We start from the raw sequence: 19,004 nt of genomic DNA, 5'->3' as shown, positions 1-19,004 counted from the left end.
CTTTTTTCTTTTATCTAAAAAATGCAAATAGTACTCAAACGATATAGTTGTATTTGTAGTATCTTTGATAGGTTTCAAAATAGTTTTTGAGATAAAATAATACATGAGAAGTAAATTATTTTTTAAGGGGATTTATGGTGATAACTCTATCGATATGGTTAGGGATATTATTCATGTTACTCCAATGGAAATGACCGGTAAACGCCACGAATGGTATATTAAACCTCATGCACATAGTGATCTTTTTCAAATTTTTGTGGTAGAAAGCGGATACCTTGAATTGATAATTAATGGCGAAAGTCAAGTTGTGGATAGTGTCTCTTTTTTTTCTATTCCAAAAAATATCAGTCATGGTCTGCGCATGAATCCGGATACTAAAGGATGGGTAATCTCGCTTTATGACAAATCCTTGGAGAATATGTTGAAGCTTGATACCGATATCATCAATAAGATAGACGAAATACACATTTCAAAATTATCCGAAGATGATAAATTAATCAATGATGCTTTGACAACGATTCGTAAATGTATCGATGAATATTATTCTGAACTACCGGGTAAACAGCATGCTTTACAGTACCTAGTTGGAATGATGTTGTTGCGTTTGTATCGGATATTTGTAACTTCTGCTGCTGTTCCTCTTTCTGATAATAAGAATAAAATGTATTACAGGCGTTTTATTCAATTAATTAAGGAACAAAAATCTTTTAAAATAAACGTTGAAGACTATGCGGCTCGCTTAGCTATTTCAAGCGGACATCTCAACCGAATTTGTAAAGATGTTTCCGGCTTATCGCCAAAAGATGTTGTTATTAATTTTTTTATTGACGAAGCTAAAGTTTACCTACGCAATTTTGATATGTCAATTGCTGAAATCTCGTATGAATTAGATATCGAAGATCCCGCTTATTTTACGCGTTTGTTTAAGAAAAAAACAGGGCTGACTCCCAAAGAATTCAGAAGTCAATTAGGACGTAAGTAATCACTTCATTCGTCTTTTACCACTACAATTATAAAAATGCGATAGTTGTAAACCCTATAAATTAGGTGTTTATGACAATCTTATTTCCAATCGTACTACAAAAAATCTTGTTTGTCCTGCTTTTTAAAGAAAATCAGGGTTGTTTTTCTTTGTTTTCCTATTTAAAGGTTTTGTAAACAAATAGTTATGTTTTTTGTCTATTTGTTTGATTTGTCTCATTAATAGCAAATTAATCCAATTTTAGACCCTGCTTTTAGCTATAAATTTGTGATAAGCAAACAGTAAGTGAGCACTTAATTGTTTGTGAGTGAGTACTTACTCCTGTTGAAATCAAATAAAATTATATATTAAGAAATGAATAATCCTATTATTGAAAAAATTGAAGCCATTCTGGTGGATTTGCCAACAATTCGCCCGCATCATCTCTCTATGACCGTAATGAAAAAACAAACTATGGTTATCATCCGTTTGTTTTGCAGTGATGGAATTGAAGGGATTGGAGAAGCGACAACAATTGGTGGATTGAGTTATGGAGAGGAATCTCCGGAAAGCATGAAGCTCAACATTGATACTTATTTTGCTCCTTTATTAGTGGGTCAGGATGCGACCAATATTCACAAAGCCATGTTTTGGATTGAAAAAAACATTAAAGGCAACCGAATTGCAAAATCCGGAATTGAAACAGCGCTTCTAGATGCGCATGGTAAACGATTGGGTGTCTCTATTGGAACTTTATTAGGAGGTGCAATTACCGAAACTTTACCTGTTTTATGGACCTTGGCCAGCGGAAATACACAACAGGATATTGAAGAAGCCGAACATCTTTTGGCCATCGGAAGACACACTACTTTCAAATTAAAAATTGGTTGGCAAGCACCGGAAATTGCAATCGCTCACGTTGCCGCTATCAAGAAAGCGTTGGGAGACCGAGCAAAAGTAACGGTGGATGTGAATCAGGCTTGGGATGAAAGTACCGCAAAAATAAGCATTGCTAAACTTCAGGAAGCAGGAATTGATTTGATTGAACAACCTATAGTTAAAGAAAATTTTGAAGGTTTGGCTCGTTTGAGTAAAATGTTTACCGTGCCCATTATGGCCGATGAAGCGTTGAACGATAGTACAGATGCTTACAAATTGGCCAAAATAAGAGGAGGCGATGTTTTTGCTTTAAAAATAGGAAAATCAGGCGGATTGCATAATGTTTTAAAAGTGGCTGCAATTGCAGAAGCTGCTGATATCAGTTTGTACGGAGGAACCTTATTAGAAGGAACAATTGGTTCTGTTGCTTCGGCTCATGCTTTCAGTACGTTGAAAACAATGTCATGGGGAACGGAACTTTTCGGACCATTATTATTAACGGATGATATTGTTAAAACCAAAGTAGCATTTTCGAATGCTTCGATGAAAATCCCACAAGGTCCGGGTTTAGGCTTGGAATTAGATTTAGAAAAACTCAACCAATATAAACGTAAATAAAAATAAAACTATGTTATTCCACGTAGAAATGACCGTAAAAATTCCACATGATTTAGATGTGAATTTTGTAAACGAATTAAAAGCAAAAGAAAAAGCAATGTCCCAAGATTTGCAACGCAGCGGAAAATGGGTAGCCATTTGGAGAATTGTCGGGAAGTATTCGAACATCAGTATTTTCAATGTAGAAAGTCCGGCTGAACTTCATGAAATTTTGAGCAATTTACCCCTTTTTCCTTTTATGGAAATTGAAGTAAAATCATTATGCAAACATTATTCTTCTATTAAAGAAGGAGAATTGTAAGCCTTTTAAATAATCAAAAAAAAACTATAATTAATTAAAAAATCAATATCATGACTAGAGCACAAATAGACGGATTACTTCAAAAAATTGAAAGTACTGAAAAAGTAGAAGCTGGAAGCGAAAGAGCAAAAGCAATTGTAAACAGAATCCTTCGCGATTTGTTTTACACCATCGAAGATTTAGATATACAACCGGATGAAGTTTGGACGGCAGTAAATTACTTGACACAAGCAGGTAAAAATGAAGAATATGGTTTGATCGCTGCAGGTTTAGGAATAGAACATTTATTAGACTTGCGCATGGATGAAGAAGAAGAAAAAGCAGGAATGACTGGTGGAACACCAAGAACTATTGAAGGACCACTTTATGTTGCCGGCGCACCAAAATCAAAAGGTTTTGCTCGTTTGGACGATGGAACTGAAATAGAACAAGGAGAGATTTTCTTCATGCAGGGAAAAGTTTTGGATGAAAATAACAATCCAATTCCAAATGCAATTGTAGAAGTTTGGCATGCTAATTTAAAAGGAAATTATTCTTATTTTGACCAATCACAAAGTGATTTCAATTTACGCGGAACGATAGAAACGGATGAAAACGGAAACTATCAATTCCGCAGTATCCTTCCTTCTGGCTACGGAGTTCCTCCAGGTGGATCAACGGAATTACTTTTAAATGCAGTTGGTCGTCACGGAAATCGTCCATCTCACGTTCATTTCTTTGTTTCAGCGCCAGGCTGCAGAAAATTAACGACACAAATTAACTTTGATGGTGATCCCTACTTATGGGATGATTTCGCTTTCGCAACTCGTGAAGGTTTGATTCCAGATCTTACCGTAATTACTGATGCGGAAAAAATCAAAGAAAAAGGATTAGACAAGCCTTTTTCCTCAATCGATTTCGACTTCACATTACATAGCGAAATTGTAGGAATTCACGATGCAGAAGTAGAGCGATTGAGAGCTGAAGCTGTAGCATAATAAAAAAAGAAACGGTCTATTGCCATTTTCCGAATCTTTTTTGGACTTGTAAATTCCCCGTGAGAAGGAACAAATAAAATCGATTTTTTGAATCATTCTCATGGGGTTTTACCCCAAAATAACTCCGGAGCGGGTAGGTTATGACTACTAAACAACAACACTAATGGAAAAATTAAATAAAGAATATGTAGAAAGCCTATTGGAACACAAAGTTTCTGAAGGTCTTTATCGTCATAACAGAGAATCCTTTACCAATCCGGAGTTGTTCGAATTGGAAATGAAATATATTTTCGAAAACAATTGGGTGTATTTGGCGCATGAAAGTCAGATAACAGAATTGAATGATTATTTCACTACTCAAATTGGTAGACAGTCCATCTTTATCGCTCGCAACAAAGAAGGTGAATTGAATGCTTTTATTAATGCGTGCAGCCATAGAGGAGCGCAGCTTTGTCGCTATAAAAAAGGAAATAAATCTACTTATACATGTCCGTTTCACGGTTGGACTTTTAATAATTCGGGAAAATTACTAAAAGTAAAAGATGTAAAAGGCGCAGGATATCCGGAACAGTTCAATACAGAAGGTTCGCATGATTTGAAAAAAGTGGCCCGATTTGAATCGTACAAAGGATTTTTATTTGGCAGCTTAAATCCAGATTCTTCCTCATTGGAAGACTATTTGGGTGATACCAAAAAGATTATCGATCAAATGGTGGATCAGGCAGAATTTGGATTGGAAGTTGTACGAGGAGCTTCTACGTATACTTATGATGCAAACTGGAAAATGCAAATGGAAAATGGTGCTGATGGCTACCACGTAAGCTCCGTGCATTGGAACTATGTGGCTACTATGGGTAACCGTAAAGAAGATGGTGTAAAAGCGGTAGATCCTAACGGATGGTCAAAAAGTATTGGTGGTGTTTATGGTTTTGAAAATGGACATATGCTTCTTTGGACCAAAATGCTGAATCCGGAAGTGCGTCCTCTTTATAGTCAATTGGATCGATTGAATGCAGAACTTGGTGAAGAAAGAACCAATTTTATTGTTAATGAAACCCGCAACTTGGCTATTTATCCAAATGTGTATTTGATGGATCAGTTTTCGACACAAATTCGCGTGGTTCGACCAATCTCTGTCGATAAATCGGAAGTGACGATTTACTGTTTTGCACCCAAAAATGAACCAGCAGCAGACCGTGCGTTGCGTATTCGCCAATACGAAGATTTCTTTAACGTAACGGGAATGGGAACTCCTGATGATTTGGAAGAATTCAGATCGTGTCAGGAAAGTTATTTGGCAAAAGACATGCCTTGGAACGATGTGAGCCGTGGGGCAGAACATTGGGTTTATGGTCCGGACGAACATGCTACCGCCATGGGAATCAATCCAAAATTAAGTGGAATCCGAACCGAAGACGAAGGATTATTCCTGATGCAGCACCAGTATTGGGCAGAAACTTTGGCAGCAGCTTTGGCAAAAGAGGAATTGATTAATCTAGAAAACAATTTGTAAGATGACTAATTACGATAAAATACAGGCATTTGTTTATCAAGAAGCGAGACATTTAGATGACAAACAATGGGATGAATGGCTTCAGTTATACGATGAAAAAGTAACATTTTGGATGCCATCTTGGGATGACGAGGATAATCTAACGACAAATTACGAAACCGAGATTTCGTTGATTTATTATCCAAACAGAAATGGTTTGGAAGACCGTATTTTTAGAATCAGAACTGAACGTTCCAGCGCTACTTTACCGGACACTAGAACGAGTCATAATTGTACCAATCTTGAAATTCTGGAAGAAAACAATGATGAAGTTAAAATACGTTTTAACTGGAATACACTAAGTTTTCGATACAATAAATTGGATCAGTTTTTTGGTGTTTCCTTTTACACTTTGAAAAAAGTGGGAGATTCATTTTTAATCACTAATAAAAAAGTCATCCTTAAGAACGATTACATTCGACAAGTGCTTGACATATATCATATTTAATACAAAAGTAATGGCAAAAATAGCATTAAACTTTGAGGACGGAGTTACCCGATTTATAGATAGTTTACCCAATGAAACGGTAGCAGAAACTGCGTATCGTGTTGGGATAAACATTCCGTTAGATTGCGCTGATGGCGCTTGTGGTACTTGTAAATGTAAAATGAGATCAGGAAATTTTGATGCGGGAGACTATATCGAAGAAGCCTTATCAGATGAAGAAGCAGCGGAAGGTTTTGCGCTTGCTTGTCAAGTGAGACCAAAATCAGACCTTGTGGTTGATATATTGGCGAGTTCTGCTGCCTGTAAAGTTAAATCTACGGCTATCACTACCGAAATCAAGGAATTAAACCGATTGTCTTCTGAAATCTACCAATTAAAATTGCGCGCTGCTGACGGGAGTTCTTTTCAATTTCTTCCGGGACAATATGTAAATATTGAGGTTCCGGGAACTTCACAAACCAGATCGTATTCGTATAGTTCACAACCGGATGCTTCAGAAGCGGAGTTTTTAATCAAATTAGTTCCTGGAGGATTGATGAGTACGTATCTAAAAGAGGAGGCGACTGTAGGAGGTGAATTGAATATTGTAACTCCTTTGGGAAGTTTTTACCTGAGAGAGGCACAACGTGATTTAATCTTTATTGCAGGAGGTACGGGAATTGCCCCTTTTATGGCGATGCTTGAAAAACTAAAAGCAGAAAAGAATACCACACCGATTCATTTGTTTTATGGAGCAACCACAGGAGAGAATGTGGTGGAACTGGAACGCTTAAAAGCGTTTAGTGAAATTATGCCATTGCAACTATTCACTTGTACATCTGATGAACAAGCGGAAGGTCATGATAAAGGATTTGTTACCCAATGGATTAACAAAGCGCTTCTTGGCGATAAAGCCTATGATATTTATATCTGTGGACCAAATGCGATGGTGGAAGCGGTAAAAACTACGCTTGACAAAGAGGCGATTCAACATGTTAATTTTTACATGGAAAAATTTGTTCCAACGGGTCAGGAAAATGTACAATTATAATTTTTAAACAGTAAAAATGCTTCACCCCAATAGATTTTCAGGAAAAGTGGCGCTTGTTACCGGTGCCGCGCAAGGAATAGGAAAAACGGTTGCATTGCAACTTTTAGCCGAAGGTGGTTCGGTTGTATTAATTGATCGTTCTCCAATAGTAAATGAGATAGCTTCACAATTGAGTGAAGAACAACAGCATAAAGCACTTCCTGTTGTTGCCGATTTGGAACAGTTTTCAGGTTTTCAGTCGGTAGTAGTAGAAGCTGTGGCAAAGTTTGGAAGAATAGACATTTTGATTAACAATGTTGGCGGAACAATCTGGATGAAACCTTTTGCAACCTACGAAGAAGATCAAATAGAAAAAGAAATTCGCCGTTCCCTTTTCCCAACGCTATGGGGATGCAGAGCCGTTCTTCCGGTTATGCTAGATCAAAAAGGAGGTGTAATTGTGAATGTTTCTTCGGTTGCTACCAGAGGAATTAATCGTGTTCCTTATGCTGCTGCAAAAGGGGGAGTCAATGCCCTCACGGCTGCTATGGCTTTCGAATATGCTGAAAAAAACATTCGGGTAAATGCGGTTGCGCCAGGTGGAACCGAAGCTCCAGAACGCTTGATTCCGCGTAATGAAACTCCAGATTCGGAGCAAGAAAAAATATGGAGACAAGAAGTGGCTGATCAAACCACCGAATCGAGTTTAATGAAACGCTACGGAACCATTGAAGAACAAACTTCAGCCATACTTTTTCTGGCATCTGATGAAGCGTCGTATATCACAGGAATTACAATTCCGGTTGCCGGTGGTGATTTGGGTTAATAAAAAAATAGGATAATGTCAAAAATAAAAATGCAGAACACAGTACTGAATTATGTGTTTGATGATTTCAAGAAGCAGCATACTATTGTTTTTTCTAATTCATTAGGAACTGATTTGACGATGTGGGATAAACAAGTAGAATTGCTTGGTAAAGAATTTAATATCCTGCGATACGATACTCGCGGTCATGGAAAAAGCGAAGCTACCGAAGGAGAATATTCGATTGAAATGCTAGGGAACGATGTATTGGATTTATTGGATTCTCTGAAGATTGAAAAAGTAAATTTCTGCGGATTGTCTATTGGCGGATTGACCGGACAATGGTTGGGAATTCATGCGTCGAAACGGTTGAACAAACTGATACTTTGTAATACTGCCGTAAAAATTGGAAACAAGGAAGGCTGGAATTCCCGAATAGAAATCGTTCAAAAAAATGGTTTGGACAGTATCGTTTCTGGAACGCAGGAACGCTGGTTCACAACTGAATTTGTCAGCGAAAATAAAGGGGAAGTTGATTCGGTTTTAGCAACGTTTGTGCAAACGCCAGTAGCAGGATATAGTTCTTGTTGTGCTGCCGTTCGGGATGCTAATTTTACAGATGAAGTTTCCAAAATTTTAGCACCAACCTTAATTATTTCCGGTACAGAGGATTTGGTGACAACCATAAAAGATGGTGATTTTCTAATGGAAAAAATTCCAAATTCGATATTAGCTGGCTTAAAAACGGCTCATATTTCTAATATTGAAAAAGCCGATGATTTTACAAAACTACTTATAGAATTTATTAAAAATTAAATTATGAAAACAGTTCCACAAATAACAACCGAACAAGCCGCAGCATTCGTAAAAGATGGTGATACCTTATTGCAAGGTGGTTTTGGGATGACGGGAAATCCAGTCCATTTAATGGATGCTTTATCGAAAACTGAAACTAAAAACATCACTTTTATTGGAAATAATGTAGGCGAAGCGGGAATTGGGGGCGGACGTTTGTTGCGAAACGGACAATTGAAAAAAATGATTGGTTCTTTTTTTACCAGTAATCCCGAAGCGGTGAAAGCGGCTCAAGATGGAATTGTGGAATATGAATTGATACCACAGGGAACTCTGGCCGAAGCCTTAAGAGCCGGAGGGGCAGGAATAGGAGGTTTTTATACGCCAACAGCTGCGGGAACAACTATTGCAGAAGGGAAAGAGACTAAAATAATTGATGGTGTTGAACAGGTTTTTGTGAAAGGAATTCGTGGAGACGTTGCTTTTATCAGAGCTTGGAAAGCAGATACAGCAGGAAATTTAATCTATCGTATGACCGAGCAAAATTTCAATCGCGCTATGGCAACGGCAGCTGATTTGGTTGTTGCTGAAGTGGAAGAAATCGTACCGGAAGGCACTTTAGATCCTAATTATATTCACACACCGGGGTGCTACGTCGATTACTTGGTTCAGGCGACACTTACTTTGGAAGACTTAGGTTCATCGGCATCGGTGAGTAAAGGGAAAAAAGTAAGTGAAGACCGTATGAATATTGCCAAACGCGCATTACAGGAATTGAAAAAAGGAGATGTAGTCAATTTAGGAATTGGAATTCCAACTTTAGTTGCCGATTTAATTACACCAAAACACGGTGTTATTTTACATACTGAAAACGGAATGTTGGGCGTTGGTCCAGAACCTGTAGATGGTGGAGGAGCAATGAATTATCCGGTAAACGCGGGGAAAATTCCAGTTACGGCAGTACCGGGAAGCAGTTATTTTGACAGTGCAGATTCTTTTGCCATGATTCGTGGAAAACATGTTGATGTTGCAGTAATGGGAGGTTTAGAAGTAGATGAGCATGCAAATCTGGCGAATTGGGCTGTTCCGGGACAACCTTTATTGGGAGTTGGTGGAGCAATGGATTTGGCCTCAGGAGCAAAAACGCTGATTATTACCATGAATCACAACAACAGAGACGGAAGTTCCAAAATTTTACCTACTTGTACATTGCCTTTGACGACTTTAGGGTCTGTTGATATGGTGATTACAGAATTGGCCGTTTTCAAATATATTGACAACAAACTCACTTTAATAGAACTAATGCCAGGAGCAACATTAGAAGAAATTCGAGAAAAAACGGAAGCAAAATTCGTGGAACAATTGGCCTAAAAAGAAGGATAGAATAGAATTACCTTTAGTTTTTCAATTCTAATGAATCTAATACTAATCGAATGGTAAACAAATTAATACGATACAGTATCGGATCTGATTTAATTATTTATGGGTTCAAATGCATCATTGGTTTTCTAATTGGCTATCAATTGTATTTGGGTTTTCCTCAATATGAACTGTATTGGACGATGCTTTCTATTATTTTGGTGATTTCGCCCGAAGCAAAAGATGCGCGTCGTTTATCGATTGAACGGTTTAAATCGAACCTAATTGGTTCCGGAATTGGATTGTTTTGTTATTTTATTCATGCCCCAAATGTCTATATGCTATTGTTGGGTATTGTTCTTTCCATTGCCACTTGTTATTTATTTAAACTGATGAATGTGGCGCGAACCGCAATTGTAGCACTCATTATTGTATTGATTCATGAACAGACGCAAATGTCATGGATAGGAGCTGTAGAACGTTTTATATCAGTGACTACCGGATGTTTCATTGGATTATCGATTACCATTATCACATCGGTGGTAATTAATTATTGGAGAAAAAAAGCAAACCTTCCGCAAGAAGAATTATAATTTAAAAGTAATAAAAATGAATATAGAAGCATATATAATTGATGGAATCAGAACGCCAATAGGAAGTTTTGGAGGAACACTTTCTGCTGTCAGAGCAGATGATTTGGCGGCAATTGTCATTGCAGCATTAGTAAACAGAAATCCAAATATTCCACCCGCTGCGATTGATGATGTCATCTTAGGATGTCACAATCAAGCTGGAGAAGACAATCGCAATGTGGCTCGAATGGCGTCATTACTAGCGGGATTACCGGCTACGGTTCCGGGAGAAACGGTTAATAGATTGTGTGCCTCAGGAATGTCTGCAATTATTGGTGCGTCAAGAGCTATTAAAGCGGGGGATGGTGATATTTTTATTGCCGGCGGAGTAGAGCACATGACCCGTGGTCCATTGGTGATTTCAAAATCATCTAAAGCCTATGGAACCGATTCTAAAATGGAAGATTCCAGTTTTGGATGGCGTTTTGTAAATCCAAAAATGAAGCAAATGTATGGCGTAGATCCGATGGGAATCACTGCTGAAAATTTAGTGGATTTGTATAATATCAGTCGGGAAGACCAAGATTTTTTCGCTTATAATTCACAAATGAAAGCAGCAAAAGCGCAAGAAAATGGAGTATTGGCGCAAGAAATTATTCCCGTTAGCATTCCGCAGCGAAAAGGCGAACCAATTGTTTTTTCTGAAGATGAATTCGTCAGAGCCAGTACAACATTGGAAACTTTGGCCAAATTAAAACCAGCTTTCAAAGCAGATGGAACGGTTACTGCAGGAAATGCTTCGGGATTGAATGATGGTGCTGCAGCCACTTTTATTGCTTCTGAGAAGGCGGTAAAAAAGTACAATTTAAAACCGTTAGCCCGAATCGTAAGTTCGGCGGTTGTAGGTGTTGAACCTCGAATTATGGGAATTGGTCCTGTTACGGCAACGCAAAAAGCATTGGCGAAAGCCGGATTAACATTGAATGATATCGACATTATTGAATTGAATGAAGCCTTCGCAGCCCAGAGTTTAGCCTGTACCAGAGCCATGGGACTTCAAGATAATGATTCTAGAATTAACGTAAATGGAGGCGCAATTGCCCTGGGACATCCACTGGGAATGTCAGGAACCAGAATAGTTTATAGTGCTGCTTTATCCTTGCAACGGCTACAAAAACGATATGCTTTGGCAACCATGTGTATTGGTGTTGGACAAGGGTACGCCGTAATTATTGAAAGAGTTTAAAATTATAAAAATGCTCTCAATCTAAATAATTTCCAGATGAGCAAAAAAAAGGACATACTTGACGCTGCTCTCAAACTGTTCACAGAGAATGGGGAGCGAGCCACTTCTACAAAATCGATTGCTTCTGAGGCGGAAACTTCAGAAGCATTGATATTTAGGCATTTTGGTACCAAAGAAAAATTACTGGAAGAAATTATTAAACATGGCTATCAAGAGGCGGCAAAAATAATTTCCAATTATTTGAATGACGAAAGCGGATTGCAATACATTTTGAAAATCGTTGAGGTTCCCCAAATTTTGGTAGATTCGCATCCCGATTTTTGGAAAATGCAACATAAAATCATTGCGTTAAATTCTCTTTCTCAAAGATACCACGACATTTTTATGAAGCCTTGTTACGAAAAACTAACAGTAGCTTTTTCTAAATTGCAGTATGAAAATCCAGTTTTGGAAGCTGAATTATTACTGATTTATATCGATGGAATGTGGAAACATTTTGCCTCAGAACAATTGGATTCTAAAACCGAAAGTGCCTTGACAAAACTACTACAACAGAAATATAAGAATCTCAATTAAGTAATGGAAGTTTCCTAAATGAAATCTTGCAAAAAAATAGGTGTTAAAACAGCATCATTTCTTAAATTTGAAATAATGCTGTTTTTAAAATAATCTTATCTCCAACCTCCGCCTAATGATCGGTATAATTCTATATTTGCGGTTAATTGTTCCCGTTTAATATTAGCTAATTCCAACTCACTTTGCAACATATTAGCTTGTGCTGTAATTACTTCGAGATAGTCTGCCATTCCGTTTTTAAACAACATATTCGAATTTTTTATTGCTTGTTGTAACGTTTTTACACGTTCTTTAATAAAAAAATGCTGTCTTTCCAGCTTTTCGATTTTTACCAAAGCATCTGATACTTCACTAACGGCAATCAGAACCGATTGGCGGAAGTTTAAAACTGCTTTTTCTCTTTCGGCTTTAGCAATATTGTATTGCGTTCTTATTTTTTTGCTGTTTAGCAACGGTTGTGTTAATCCGCCAAGCGCAGTTCCAAATAACGAAGCAGGAATGTTAAACCAGTTGCTTGTTGCAAAAGAATTTAAACCTCCGCTTGCCGTAATTTTAAGGGAAGGATATAAGCTTGCTTTTGTAATTCCTACGTTTGCATTTGCTTTAAGCAAGACCAATTCAGCATTTTTTACATCAGGTCTTTGTCTTACTAATGAAGATGGAATTCCTGTCGTTAAATTCTCTTTCAGTTGAATTGAATTTAGTGTAATTGTTCTTTCTTTTGAACTTGGAAACGAACCGGTCAATACACTAAGCGCATTTTCTTGAATGGCAATATTTTGTTCCAATAACGGAATTAATTGTGCCGCAGTTAGTTTTTGTGCTTCCGATTGTTGAATGGCCAATGAAGAAACCTGACCCGCATCGTATTTTAATTTGATGATATTAGTTGTACTGTCATTTAGTTGCAGGTTCTTTTTGGCTATTTCTAATTGAGAGTCCAACATCAAAAGATTGTAATATCCTTTGGAAACATTTGAAACAATAGTAGTTTGCAACGCTTTTTTTACTTCTTCTGATTGAAGATATCCTGCATAGGCACCTTTTTTCTGACTGCGAATTTTACCCCAGATATCTGCTTCCCACGAAAGTCCGATTCCAGCCGAATAATCTTCAATATGCTTTTCGTTTAAAGCCTGATTTAAGTTAATTCCGTTGAAACTATTTTCAGAAGGACGATTGGAACTTACATTCACAAAAAGATTTGCTTCGGGAATATTTCCCCATTTAGCCTGCGTTAATTGATAGTGTGCAATTTCAATATTTTTGCTTGCAATCTGCAAATCGTTATTTTTTGTAATAGCACTGTCTATCAGTTTTACGATGTCTTTCTCAGTAAAGAAATTTTTCCATTCTATATTGGCAATACTTGTTGTATCGCCGGAAGCGGATGCACTCCTGAAATTATCAGGAAATGCATCTTTTGGAACTTCAATATCCTTCGAAACTTTACAGGATAGGAATGTTGTGATAAGAATTACTATCGCAACAATTTTGGTTGTATGATTTTTCATTTTACTTTTTTGGCATTAAATTTCTGAACAAGTATCTTTTCTAGTTTCAAGATCTTTCGAAACTCTATAGGATATGTATGCGATGATAACAAAAACTGTTATCAGAATTGTGGTTATATAATTTTCCATTTTTTATTTTTCTTCGTTATGAATTACGGCTAGTGGTTTTCCAGTAACCTTTTCTTGTAAATGTTGGAATACGATGAATAAAACCGGGATGATTAACAACCCTAGGATTACTCCTGAAACCATTCCTCCGGCAGCACCAATACTAATCGAGTGGTTTCCTTGAGCTGATGGTCCTGTGGCACTCATCATTGGGATTAACCCCACGACAAAGGCCAGAGATGTCATGATAATTGGGCGAAGTCTCAATTTTGCAGCTTCTATTGATGCAGCAACTAATGATTTTCCTGCTTTTCTTCTCTGCGAAGCAAACTCGACAATCAAGATCGCATTTTTGGCCAGTAATCCAATCAGCATGACAAGAGCAACCTGTACGTAAATGTTGTTTTCGATTCCGGTCAAGCCAATGGCTACAAATACTCCGAATATTCCGGCAGGGATAGATAAGATGACTGCTAGAGGCAAAATGTAACTCTCATATTGTGCGGCAAGCAAGAAGTAAATGAATATCAGACACAGAAGGAAAATTGTTGCTGATTGACCTCCGGAAGAAATCTCCTCACGTGTTTGTCCTGAGAATTCATAACTATAGCCTGCTGGCAATTGTTGAGCAGCCACTTCCTCGATTGCTTTGATGGCGTCACCGGAACTAAATCCTGGTTTCGGAATCGCATTGATCGAAATGGAATTAAATAAATTGTATCTCGATGCTGTTTCAGAACCATAAATACGAGTCAGTTTTACCAAAGTATTTAGTGGAACCATTTCACCATTTTTGTTTTTTACAAAAACACGGTCTATTGATGACGGATCAGCTCTATCAGCAATATCAGCCTGAACAACTACTCTGTAATATTTACCAAATCGATTAAAGTCTGATGCCTGTGCGCTACCAAAATAAGCCTGCATGGTTTGCAGGATGTCTTTTACTTTCACACCCAATTGATCGGCTTTTGCATCATCAATATCCAATTGTAATTGAGGATAATCAGCTTTGAAACTGGTAAAGGCTACCGCAATTTCAGGTCGTTTCATCAATTCTCCTATGAAGTTTTGAGAAATACCACTAAACTTATCCAGTTTACCGCCAGTTTTATCCTGAAGGACTAAATCTAATGCTTCCACGTTACTGAAACCAGGAACAGTCGGGAAACTAAATACGAAGAAACTACCGCCAGAAATAGCGCCTAATTTACCACGAACCTCGTTCATTATTTCGTCGATATTTTTGATTTTTCCGCGCTCTTCATTTGGTTTAAGCAAAACAAAAACAACTGCCGAAGATGGACTTGTCGAATTCGTTAATAAGTTGAAACCTGAAATCGCAGTTACAAATCGGGATGCGTCTAAACCTCTCAATGTGTTTTCTGCCTGAGTCATTATTTTTTGAGTTCCGTCTAAAGAGGTTCCCGATGGGGTATTAACCGCAATAGCAATAAATCCTTGATCTTCAGTTGGAATAAATCCTGAAGGCGTATTTTTTACCATTACAATTGTAGCTAAAGTAATTACCGCTAAACCACCTAAACTAACCCATTTGTGGCGAACCAAAAATCTCAAACTGCCCACGTAACGGTTCGTTAAAGAATTGAAACTATTATTGAATCCGTTAAAGAATTTCTCCTTGAATCCTTTTTTCTCATATGGAATATCGCCGTTTGCAGCATGATTGTCTTTTAAGAACAAAGCGGCTAGGGCAGGGCTTAAGGTTAAAGCATTAACTGCTGAAATTACAATTGCAATTGCCATCGTGAAAGCAAACTGGCGATAGAAAACTCCAGTAGAACCTTCCATGAAACCAACTGGCAGGAATACCGCGGCCATTACTAACGTGATGGAAATAATAGCACCTGTAATTTCGTGCATCGCTTCGTGTGTTGCCACTTTTGGAGACAGATGTTTATGTTCCATTTTTGCATGCACGGCCTCGACGACAACAATCGCATCATCGACCACAATACCAATTGCTAGAATTAAGGCAAACAATGTTAATAGATTTATCGAGAATCCGAATAACTGCATGAAGAAAAACGTACCCAAAATTGCCACTGGAACTGCAATGGCCGGAATTAAAGTCGATCTAAAATCTTGCAAGAAAATAAACACTACAATGAAAACCAATATAAAAGCTTCTATTAAAGTATGTTCAACCTGTTCTATCGATTGGTCCAAAGAAACTTTTGTACTATAGAAAATATTGTGTTTTATTCCTGCCGGGAAATCTTTAGCTGATTTTACCATCAGTTTGTTAATCGCAACCTGAATGTCATTTGAGTTTGAACCCGCCAACTGAATGATACCGATTACGACTCCTTTTTTACCGTTCAAACGCGTTAAACTATTATAGGAGTAGGCTCCAAGTTCAATTCTCGCTACATCTTTTAATCGAAGTATAGAACCATCAGCATTAGAACGTATTGCAATATTTTGATATTCTTCGGGTTTGGTTAGTTTTCCTTTGTACTTGATAACGTATTCAAAAACTTCTTTACTTCGCTCTCCAAATTTCCCTGGAGCAGCTTCCAAACTTTTATCCTGAATAGCGGCCATTACCTCATTTGGCGTAATCTTATAGGTCGCCATTTGAGTTGGATTTAACCAAACACGCATGGAATAATCTTTTACACCTCCAAAAATACTGGCTGAACCTACACCCGGAATACGTTTGATTTCAGGGATGATATTGATTTGGGCATAATTAGCAATAAAAGTCTGGTCGTATTTCGATTCATTCTCGGTATACATACCAATCGCCATGATAAAACTATTTTGTTGCTTCGCCGTGGTTACACCTTGTTGAACAACCTCTGCTGGCAATTGACTTGTAGCTTGCGCCACTCTGTTCTGAACGTTAACGGCAGCCTGATCAGCATTCGTTCCTAATTTAAAGAAAACGGTAATTGCTAAAGTACCGTCGTTACTGGCTGTTGAGCTCATATACGTCATGTTCTCCACACCGTTTATAGATTCTTCCAGTGATGGTGCAACGGAGCGCAAAACCGTTTCTGCGTTGGCTCCCGGATAAACGGCCGTTACTAAAACCGATGGCGGTGCAATATCAGGGAACTGTTGTAAAGGCAATTTCGTAAGCCCAAGTATACCCAATATCACCAATAATATGGAGATAACCGTTGCCAGTACGGGTCTTTGTATAAATATTTTGAACATTTTCGTAAAATTATTTTTTGTTAATTATTAGAGCAACTTTAGCGGTTGATTTCTCAGGCTCAATAACTTGTCCTTCCTGAAGTTTGTCGATACCGCTTAATACGATTTGGTCGCCTGATTTTACACCGTCTTTGATAAGATAGTCAGTCCCGCTTTTACCGATAATCGTGATGGGCATTTTGTTGACCTTATTTCCTTTGTTTAGGGTGAAAACGAAAACTTTATCCTGCATTTCTATCGTAGCCGATTGAGGAACTAAAATGGCATCATTATGTTGAATGCCTAAACGAATTTTTCCGGTATTTCCGGAACGTAAAGTACCGCTTGCATTAGGAAAAGTTGCTCTAACAGTTATTGCTCCTGTGTTTTTATCAAATTGCCCGTCGACCATATCGATTTTTCCTAATTGAGAATAGGTGCTGCCATCGGCTAATAGTAGAGAAACAGGTGGTAATTGTTTGATTTTATCACCAAGAGTATTTCCTGAATTTTGACCTTTAAAGTTGATGAAATCCGTTTCTCCTAATGAGAAATAAGCATACACTTCGTGAATATCCGAAAGATTGGTTAATGGTTCAATATCGCTTGCAGATACTAAACTTCCTTGTTTTTTTGGAAGTCTTCCAATGTAACCGCTTACTGGAGCTTTGATTGTCGTGTAACTCAAATTAATTCTTGCAGATTCTACCATTGCTTTGGCTTGCTCTATATTCGAAGCTGCAATTCTGTGAGAAGCTTTAGCCGTTTTTAACTGATAGTCCGAAACTACTTTATTTTGTACAAGTGGAGTCAGTTTATCAATTTCCAATTGCGCGTTGATTAATGCCGCTTCGGCACCATGAAGGTTTGCTAATGCATTGTTAAGTTGCTCACGGAAAGGACGTTCGTTTATTTTGAATAAAGATTGTCCTTTTGAAACGTAAGCACCTTCATCGATATAAACTCGGTCTAAATTACCGCTTACTTGTGGGCGGATTTCTACATCAACCGTACCTTGTATGGAAGCAGGATACTCGGTATCAGTAGTAGTGTTTTCAGTAGTTATTGCCATAACAGGCAGGAGAGGAGCGGGCGCAGCAGCAGGTGCTTGCGATTTATCTGCACAGCTGATTAAAAACACAGCCATTATGCTTAAAATGGTAATTTTTTTCATGATTGTAATTGGATTTAAATTGGTCTTAGATATTGCAGTTATTTTTGGAATAAACGTTTCAGAATTCATGCTGTTTTTTATTTAAAGGTTAGTAATTTTGTGTAGCGATAATTCTGGAATAATCGTTTCAGAATCAATGCTGTAATTTAAAAATGTGTATGCTTATTGTATATTATTTTCTGAAATAAACGTTCCAGAATTTAGGCGAAAAAAAAGATGTTATTTAAATATATTTTTAATCAGGAATTCTGACATTTTTTTGATTTTGATTGGATTTCTATGGAGAATATAGGATTGTTTCCAACCAGTAAATGATGTCATAATATACTCTGCCATTAAAGCAGCATCTTCAGTATCATCCATTTCCTTATTATCCATTGCTTTTTGAACCGTTTCAGCTAAAAAATCAATAAAAATATCATTGTTTTTACTCATTAAGTTGCGAACTACAAGGTCTTCAGGTGCTAATTCAAAAATAGTTTTAATACCAAGACAACCTTTTTCACAATCTACTATCCAAGATGCTTTATCATTAATAATGTTGATAAGAGCTTGCTTCGCAGATTTTTCATTGGCCACTTTTTGCTTTACTTCGCACATTGCTGTTTCAAAATAATTGCTGATGCATTTCATGAATAATTGGTGTTTGTCGCCAATTGTATTATATAAACTACTTCTATTGATCTGCATTGCATCCACGAGGTCTTGCATTGAAGTAGCATTATATCCTTTTTCCCAAAAGACATTCATTGCTTTTTCAATTTTTTCAACTTCGTTAAATTCTACACAGCGAGCCATTAGGAGTAATTTTAAAGTGCAAAGATATAATTATTTTTGGAACAAGCGTTTCAGAATTAAATTTTATTTTTAATTTTAGTTGTATTTTTTTTTAGGAGCTAAAAAAAAAGCAATTTAAGAAAATGAAAGAGTATGACTGTTAGCGTA

Annotated in this window: 17 protein-coding genes; 13 read left to right on the top strand and 4 right to left on the bottom strand. The window is 37.4% G+C overall.

Annotated features, from left to right (window positions below; translation table 11 throughout):
* Positions 1–103 precede the first annotated feature (103 nt).
* The 13 genes from ACNQGG_RS03730 (at position 104) to ACNQGG_RS03670 (ending at position 12,098) form a co-directional block, all read left to right on the top strand.
* On the top strand, positions 104–982 hold the full coding sequence (locus ACNQGG_RS03730) for an AraC family transcriptional regulator (RefSeq protein ID WP_417961671.1): 879 nt from the start codon (positions 104–106) through the stop codon (positions 980–982).
* A gap of 354 nt (positions 983–1,336) precedes the next feature.
* A complete protein-coding gene (locus ACNQGG_RS03725) occupies positions 1,337–2,458 on the top strand; it encodes a muconate/chloromuconate family cycloisomerase (RefSeq protein ID WP_417961669.1) in 1,122 nt (373 codons plus the stop codon).
* 10 nt (positions 2,459–2,468) lie between these two features.
* Positions 2,469–2,759: a muconolactone Delta-isomerase gene (gene catC, locus ACNQGG_RS03720; RefSeq protein WP_417961667.1), complete on the top strand. Its 291-nt coding sequence runs from the start codon at positions 2,469–2,471 to the stop codon at positions 2,757–2,759.
* A 50-nt stretch (positions 2,760–2,809) separates the two neighbouring features.
* Positions 2,810–3,736 carry a catechol 1,2-dioxygenase gene (gene catA, locus ACNQGG_RS03715; RefSeq protein ID WP_417961665.1) on the top strand — a complete coding sequence of 309 codons (927 nt, stop codon included), beginning with the start codon at positions 2,810–2,812 and terminating at the stop codon, positions 3,734–3,736.
* Positions 3,737–3,899: 163 nt separating this feature from the next.
* Positions 3,900–5,249, top strand: coding sequence for an SRPBCC family protein (locus ACNQGG_RS03710; protein WP_417961663.1), 1,350 nt, complete (start codon positions 3,900–3,902; stop codon positions 5,247–5,249).
* Between the two features lies 1 nt (position 5,250).
* A complete protein-coding gene (benB, locus tag ACNQGG_RS03705; protein WP_417961661.1) occupies positions 5,251–5,736 on the top strand; it encodes a benzoate 1,2-dioxygenase small subunit in 486 nt (161 codons plus the stop codon).
* Between the two features lie 10 nt (positions 5,737–5,746).
* Entirely contained in the window at positions 5,747–6,766 is a 1,020-nt protein-coding gene (benC, locus tag ACNQGG_RS03700; RefSeq protein ID WP_417961659.1) for a benzoate 1,2-dioxygenase electron transfer component BenC, read from the top strand.
* A 16-nt stretch (positions 6,767–6,782) separates the two neighbouring features.
* Complete coding sequence (gene benD, locus ACNQGG_RS03695) at positions 6,783–7,571, top strand: benzoate diol dehydrogenase BenD (protein WP_417961657.1); 789 nt, start codon at positions 6,783–6,785, stop codon at positions 7,569–7,571.
* 15 nt (positions 7,572–7,586) lie between these two features.
* Positions 7,587–8,366, top strand: a complete 780-nt coding sequence (pcaD, locus tag ACNQGG_RS03690; protein ID WP_417961655.1) for a 3-oxoadipate enol-lactonase — start codon at positions 7,587–7,589, stop codon at positions 8,364–8,366.
* 3 nt (positions 8,367–8,369) lie between these two features.
* On the top strand, positions 8,370–9,716 hold the full coding sequence (locus tag ACNQGG_RS03685; RefSeq protein ID WP_416858300.1) for a 3-oxoacid CoA-transferase: 1,347 nt from the start codon (positions 8,370–8,372) through the stop codon (positions 9,714–9,716).
* A gap of 62 nt (positions 9,717–9,778) precedes the next feature.
* Positions 9,779–10,297: an FUSC family protein gene (locus tag ACNQGG_RS03680; protein WP_417961653.1), complete on the top strand. Its 519-nt coding sequence runs from the start codon at positions 9,779–9,781 to the stop codon at positions 10,295–10,297.
* Between the two features lie 16 nt (positions 10,298–10,313).
* Positions 10,314–11,522: a 3-oxoadipyl-CoA thiolase gene (pcaF, locus tag ACNQGG_RS03675; protein ID WP_417961651.1), complete on the top strand. Its 1,209-nt coding sequence runs from the start codon at positions 10,314–10,316 to the stop codon at positions 11,520–11,522.
* 36 nt (positions 11,523–11,558) lie between these two features.
* Positions 11,559–12,098, top strand: a complete 540-nt coding sequence (locus ACNQGG_RS03670; protein WP_417961649.1) for a TetR/AcrR family transcriptional regulator — start codon at positions 11,559–11,561, stop codon at positions 12,096–12,098.
* 95 nt (positions 12,099–12,193) lie between these two features.
* On the opposite strand, the gene ACNQGG_RS03665 is transcribed toward ACNQGG_RS03670, so the two are convergent.
* The 4 genes from ACNQGG_RS03665 to ACNQGG_RS03650 form a co-directional block, all read right to left on the bottom strand.
* Positions 12,194–13,612 (bottom strand): TolC family protein, encoded by a 1,419-nt coding sequence (locus tag ACNQGG_RS03665; RefSeq protein WP_417961647.1) that lies wholly within the window; start codon positions 13,610–13,612, stop codon positions 12,194–12,196.
* A 132-nt stretch (positions 13,613–13,744) separates the two neighbouring features.
* The gene (locus ACNQGG_RS03660) at positions 13,745–16,906 is read right to left on the bottom strand and encodes an efflux RND transporter permease subunit (protein WP_417961645.1); all 3,162 of its coding nucleotides are present in this window, start codon (positions 16,904–16,906) and stop codon (positions 13,745–13,747) included.
* 10 nt (positions 16,907–16,916) lie between these two features.
* Complete coding sequence (locus ACNQGG_RS03655; RefSeq protein WP_417961643.1) at positions 16,917–18,128, bottom strand: efflux RND transporter periplasmic adaptor subunit; 1,212 nt, start codon at positions 18,126–18,128, stop codon at positions 16,917–16,919.
* Between the two features lie 150 nt (positions 18,129–18,278).
* Positions 18,279–18,857 (bottom strand): TetR/AcrR family transcriptional regulator, encoded by a 579-nt coding sequence (locus ACNQGG_RS03650; protein ID WP_416835146.1) that lies wholly within the window; start codon positions 18,855–18,857, stop codon positions 18,279–18,281.
* Between the last annotated feature and the right edge of the window lie 147 nt (positions 18,858–19,004).

The sequence above is a fragment of the Flavobacterium esculini genome (assembly GCF_048284325.1).
GTDB lineage: Bacteria > Bacteroidota > Bacteroidia > Flavobacteriales > Flavobacteriaceae > Flavobacterium.
The sequence above is the reverse complement of the archived record's forward strand: the minus strand, read 5'-3'. Positions and strand labels throughout refer to the sequence as shown.

What these genes read in the sequence shown, in the direction of transcription:
- ACNQGG_RS03665 (WP_417961647.1), bottom strand. Translation starts at nt 13,612, where the DNA reads ATGAAAAATCATACAACCAAAATTGTTGCGATAGTAATTCTTATCACA.
- catC (WP_417961667.1), top strand. Translation starts at nt 2,469, where the DNA reads ATGTTATTCCACGTAGAAATGACCGTAAAAATTCCACATGATTTAGAT.
- pcaF (WP_417961651.1), top strand. Translation starts at nt 10,314, where the DNA reads ATGAATATAGAAGCATATATAATTGATGGAATCAGAACGCCAATAGGA.
- ACNQGG_RS03680 (WP_417961653.1), top strand. Translation starts at nt 9,779, where the DNA reads ATGGTAAACAAATTAATACGATACAGTATCGGATCTGATTTAATTATT.
- ACNQGG_RS03655 (WP_417961643.1), bottom strand. Translation starts at nt 18,128, where the DNA reads ATGAATTCTGAAACGTTTATTCCAAAAATAACTGCAATATCTAAGACC.
- ACNQGG_RS03710 (WP_417961663.1), top strand. Translation starts at nt 3,900, where the DNA reads ATGGAAAAATTAAATAAAGAATATGTAGAAAGCCTATTGGAACACAAA.
- benB (WP_417961661.1), top strand. Translation starts at nt 5,251, where the DNA reads ATGACTAATTACGATAAAATACAGGCATTTGTTTATCAAGAAGCGAGA.
- benD (WP_417961657.1), top strand. Translation starts at nt 6,783, where the DNA reads ATGCTTCACCCCAATAGATTTTCAGGAAAAGTGGCGCTTGTTACCGGT.
- ACNQGG_RS03730 (WP_417961671.1), top strand. Translation starts at nt 104, where the DNA reads ATGAGAAGTAAATTATTTTTTAAGGGGATTTATGGTGATAACTCTATC.
- ACNQGG_RS03685 (WP_416858300.1), top strand. Translation starts at nt 8,370, where the DNA reads ATGAAAACAGTTCCACAAATAACAACCGAACAAGCCGCAGCATTCGTA.
- ACNQGG_RS03725 (WP_417961669.1), top strand. Translation starts at nt 1,337, where the DNA reads ATGAATAATCCTATTATTGAAAAAATTGAAGCCATTCTGGTGGATTTG.
- pcaD (WP_417961655.1), top strand. Translation starts at nt 7,587, where the DNA reads ATGTCAAAAATAAAAATGCAGAACACAGTACTGAATTATGTGTTTGAT.
- ACNQGG_RS03670 (WP_417961649.1), top strand. Translation starts at nt 11,559, where the DNA reads ATGAGCAAAAAAAAGGACATACTTGACGCTGCTCTCAAACTGTTCACA.
- ACNQGG_RS03660 (WP_417961645.1), bottom strand. Translation starts at nt 16,906, where the DNA reads ATGTTCAAAATATTTATACAAAGACCCGTACTGGCAACGGTTATCTCC.
- ACNQGG_RS03650 (WP_416835146.1), bottom strand. Translation starts at nt 18,857, where the DNA reads ATGGCTCGCTGTGTAGAATTTAACGAAGTTGAAAAAATTGAAAAAGCA.
- benC (WP_417961659.1), top strand. Translation starts at nt 5,747, where the DNA reads ATGGCAAAAATAGCATTAAACTTTGAGGACGGAGTTACCCGATTTATA.
- catA (WP_417961665.1), top strand. Translation starts at nt 2,810, where the DNA reads ATGACTAGAGCACAAATAGACGGATTACTTCAAAAAATTGAAAGTACT.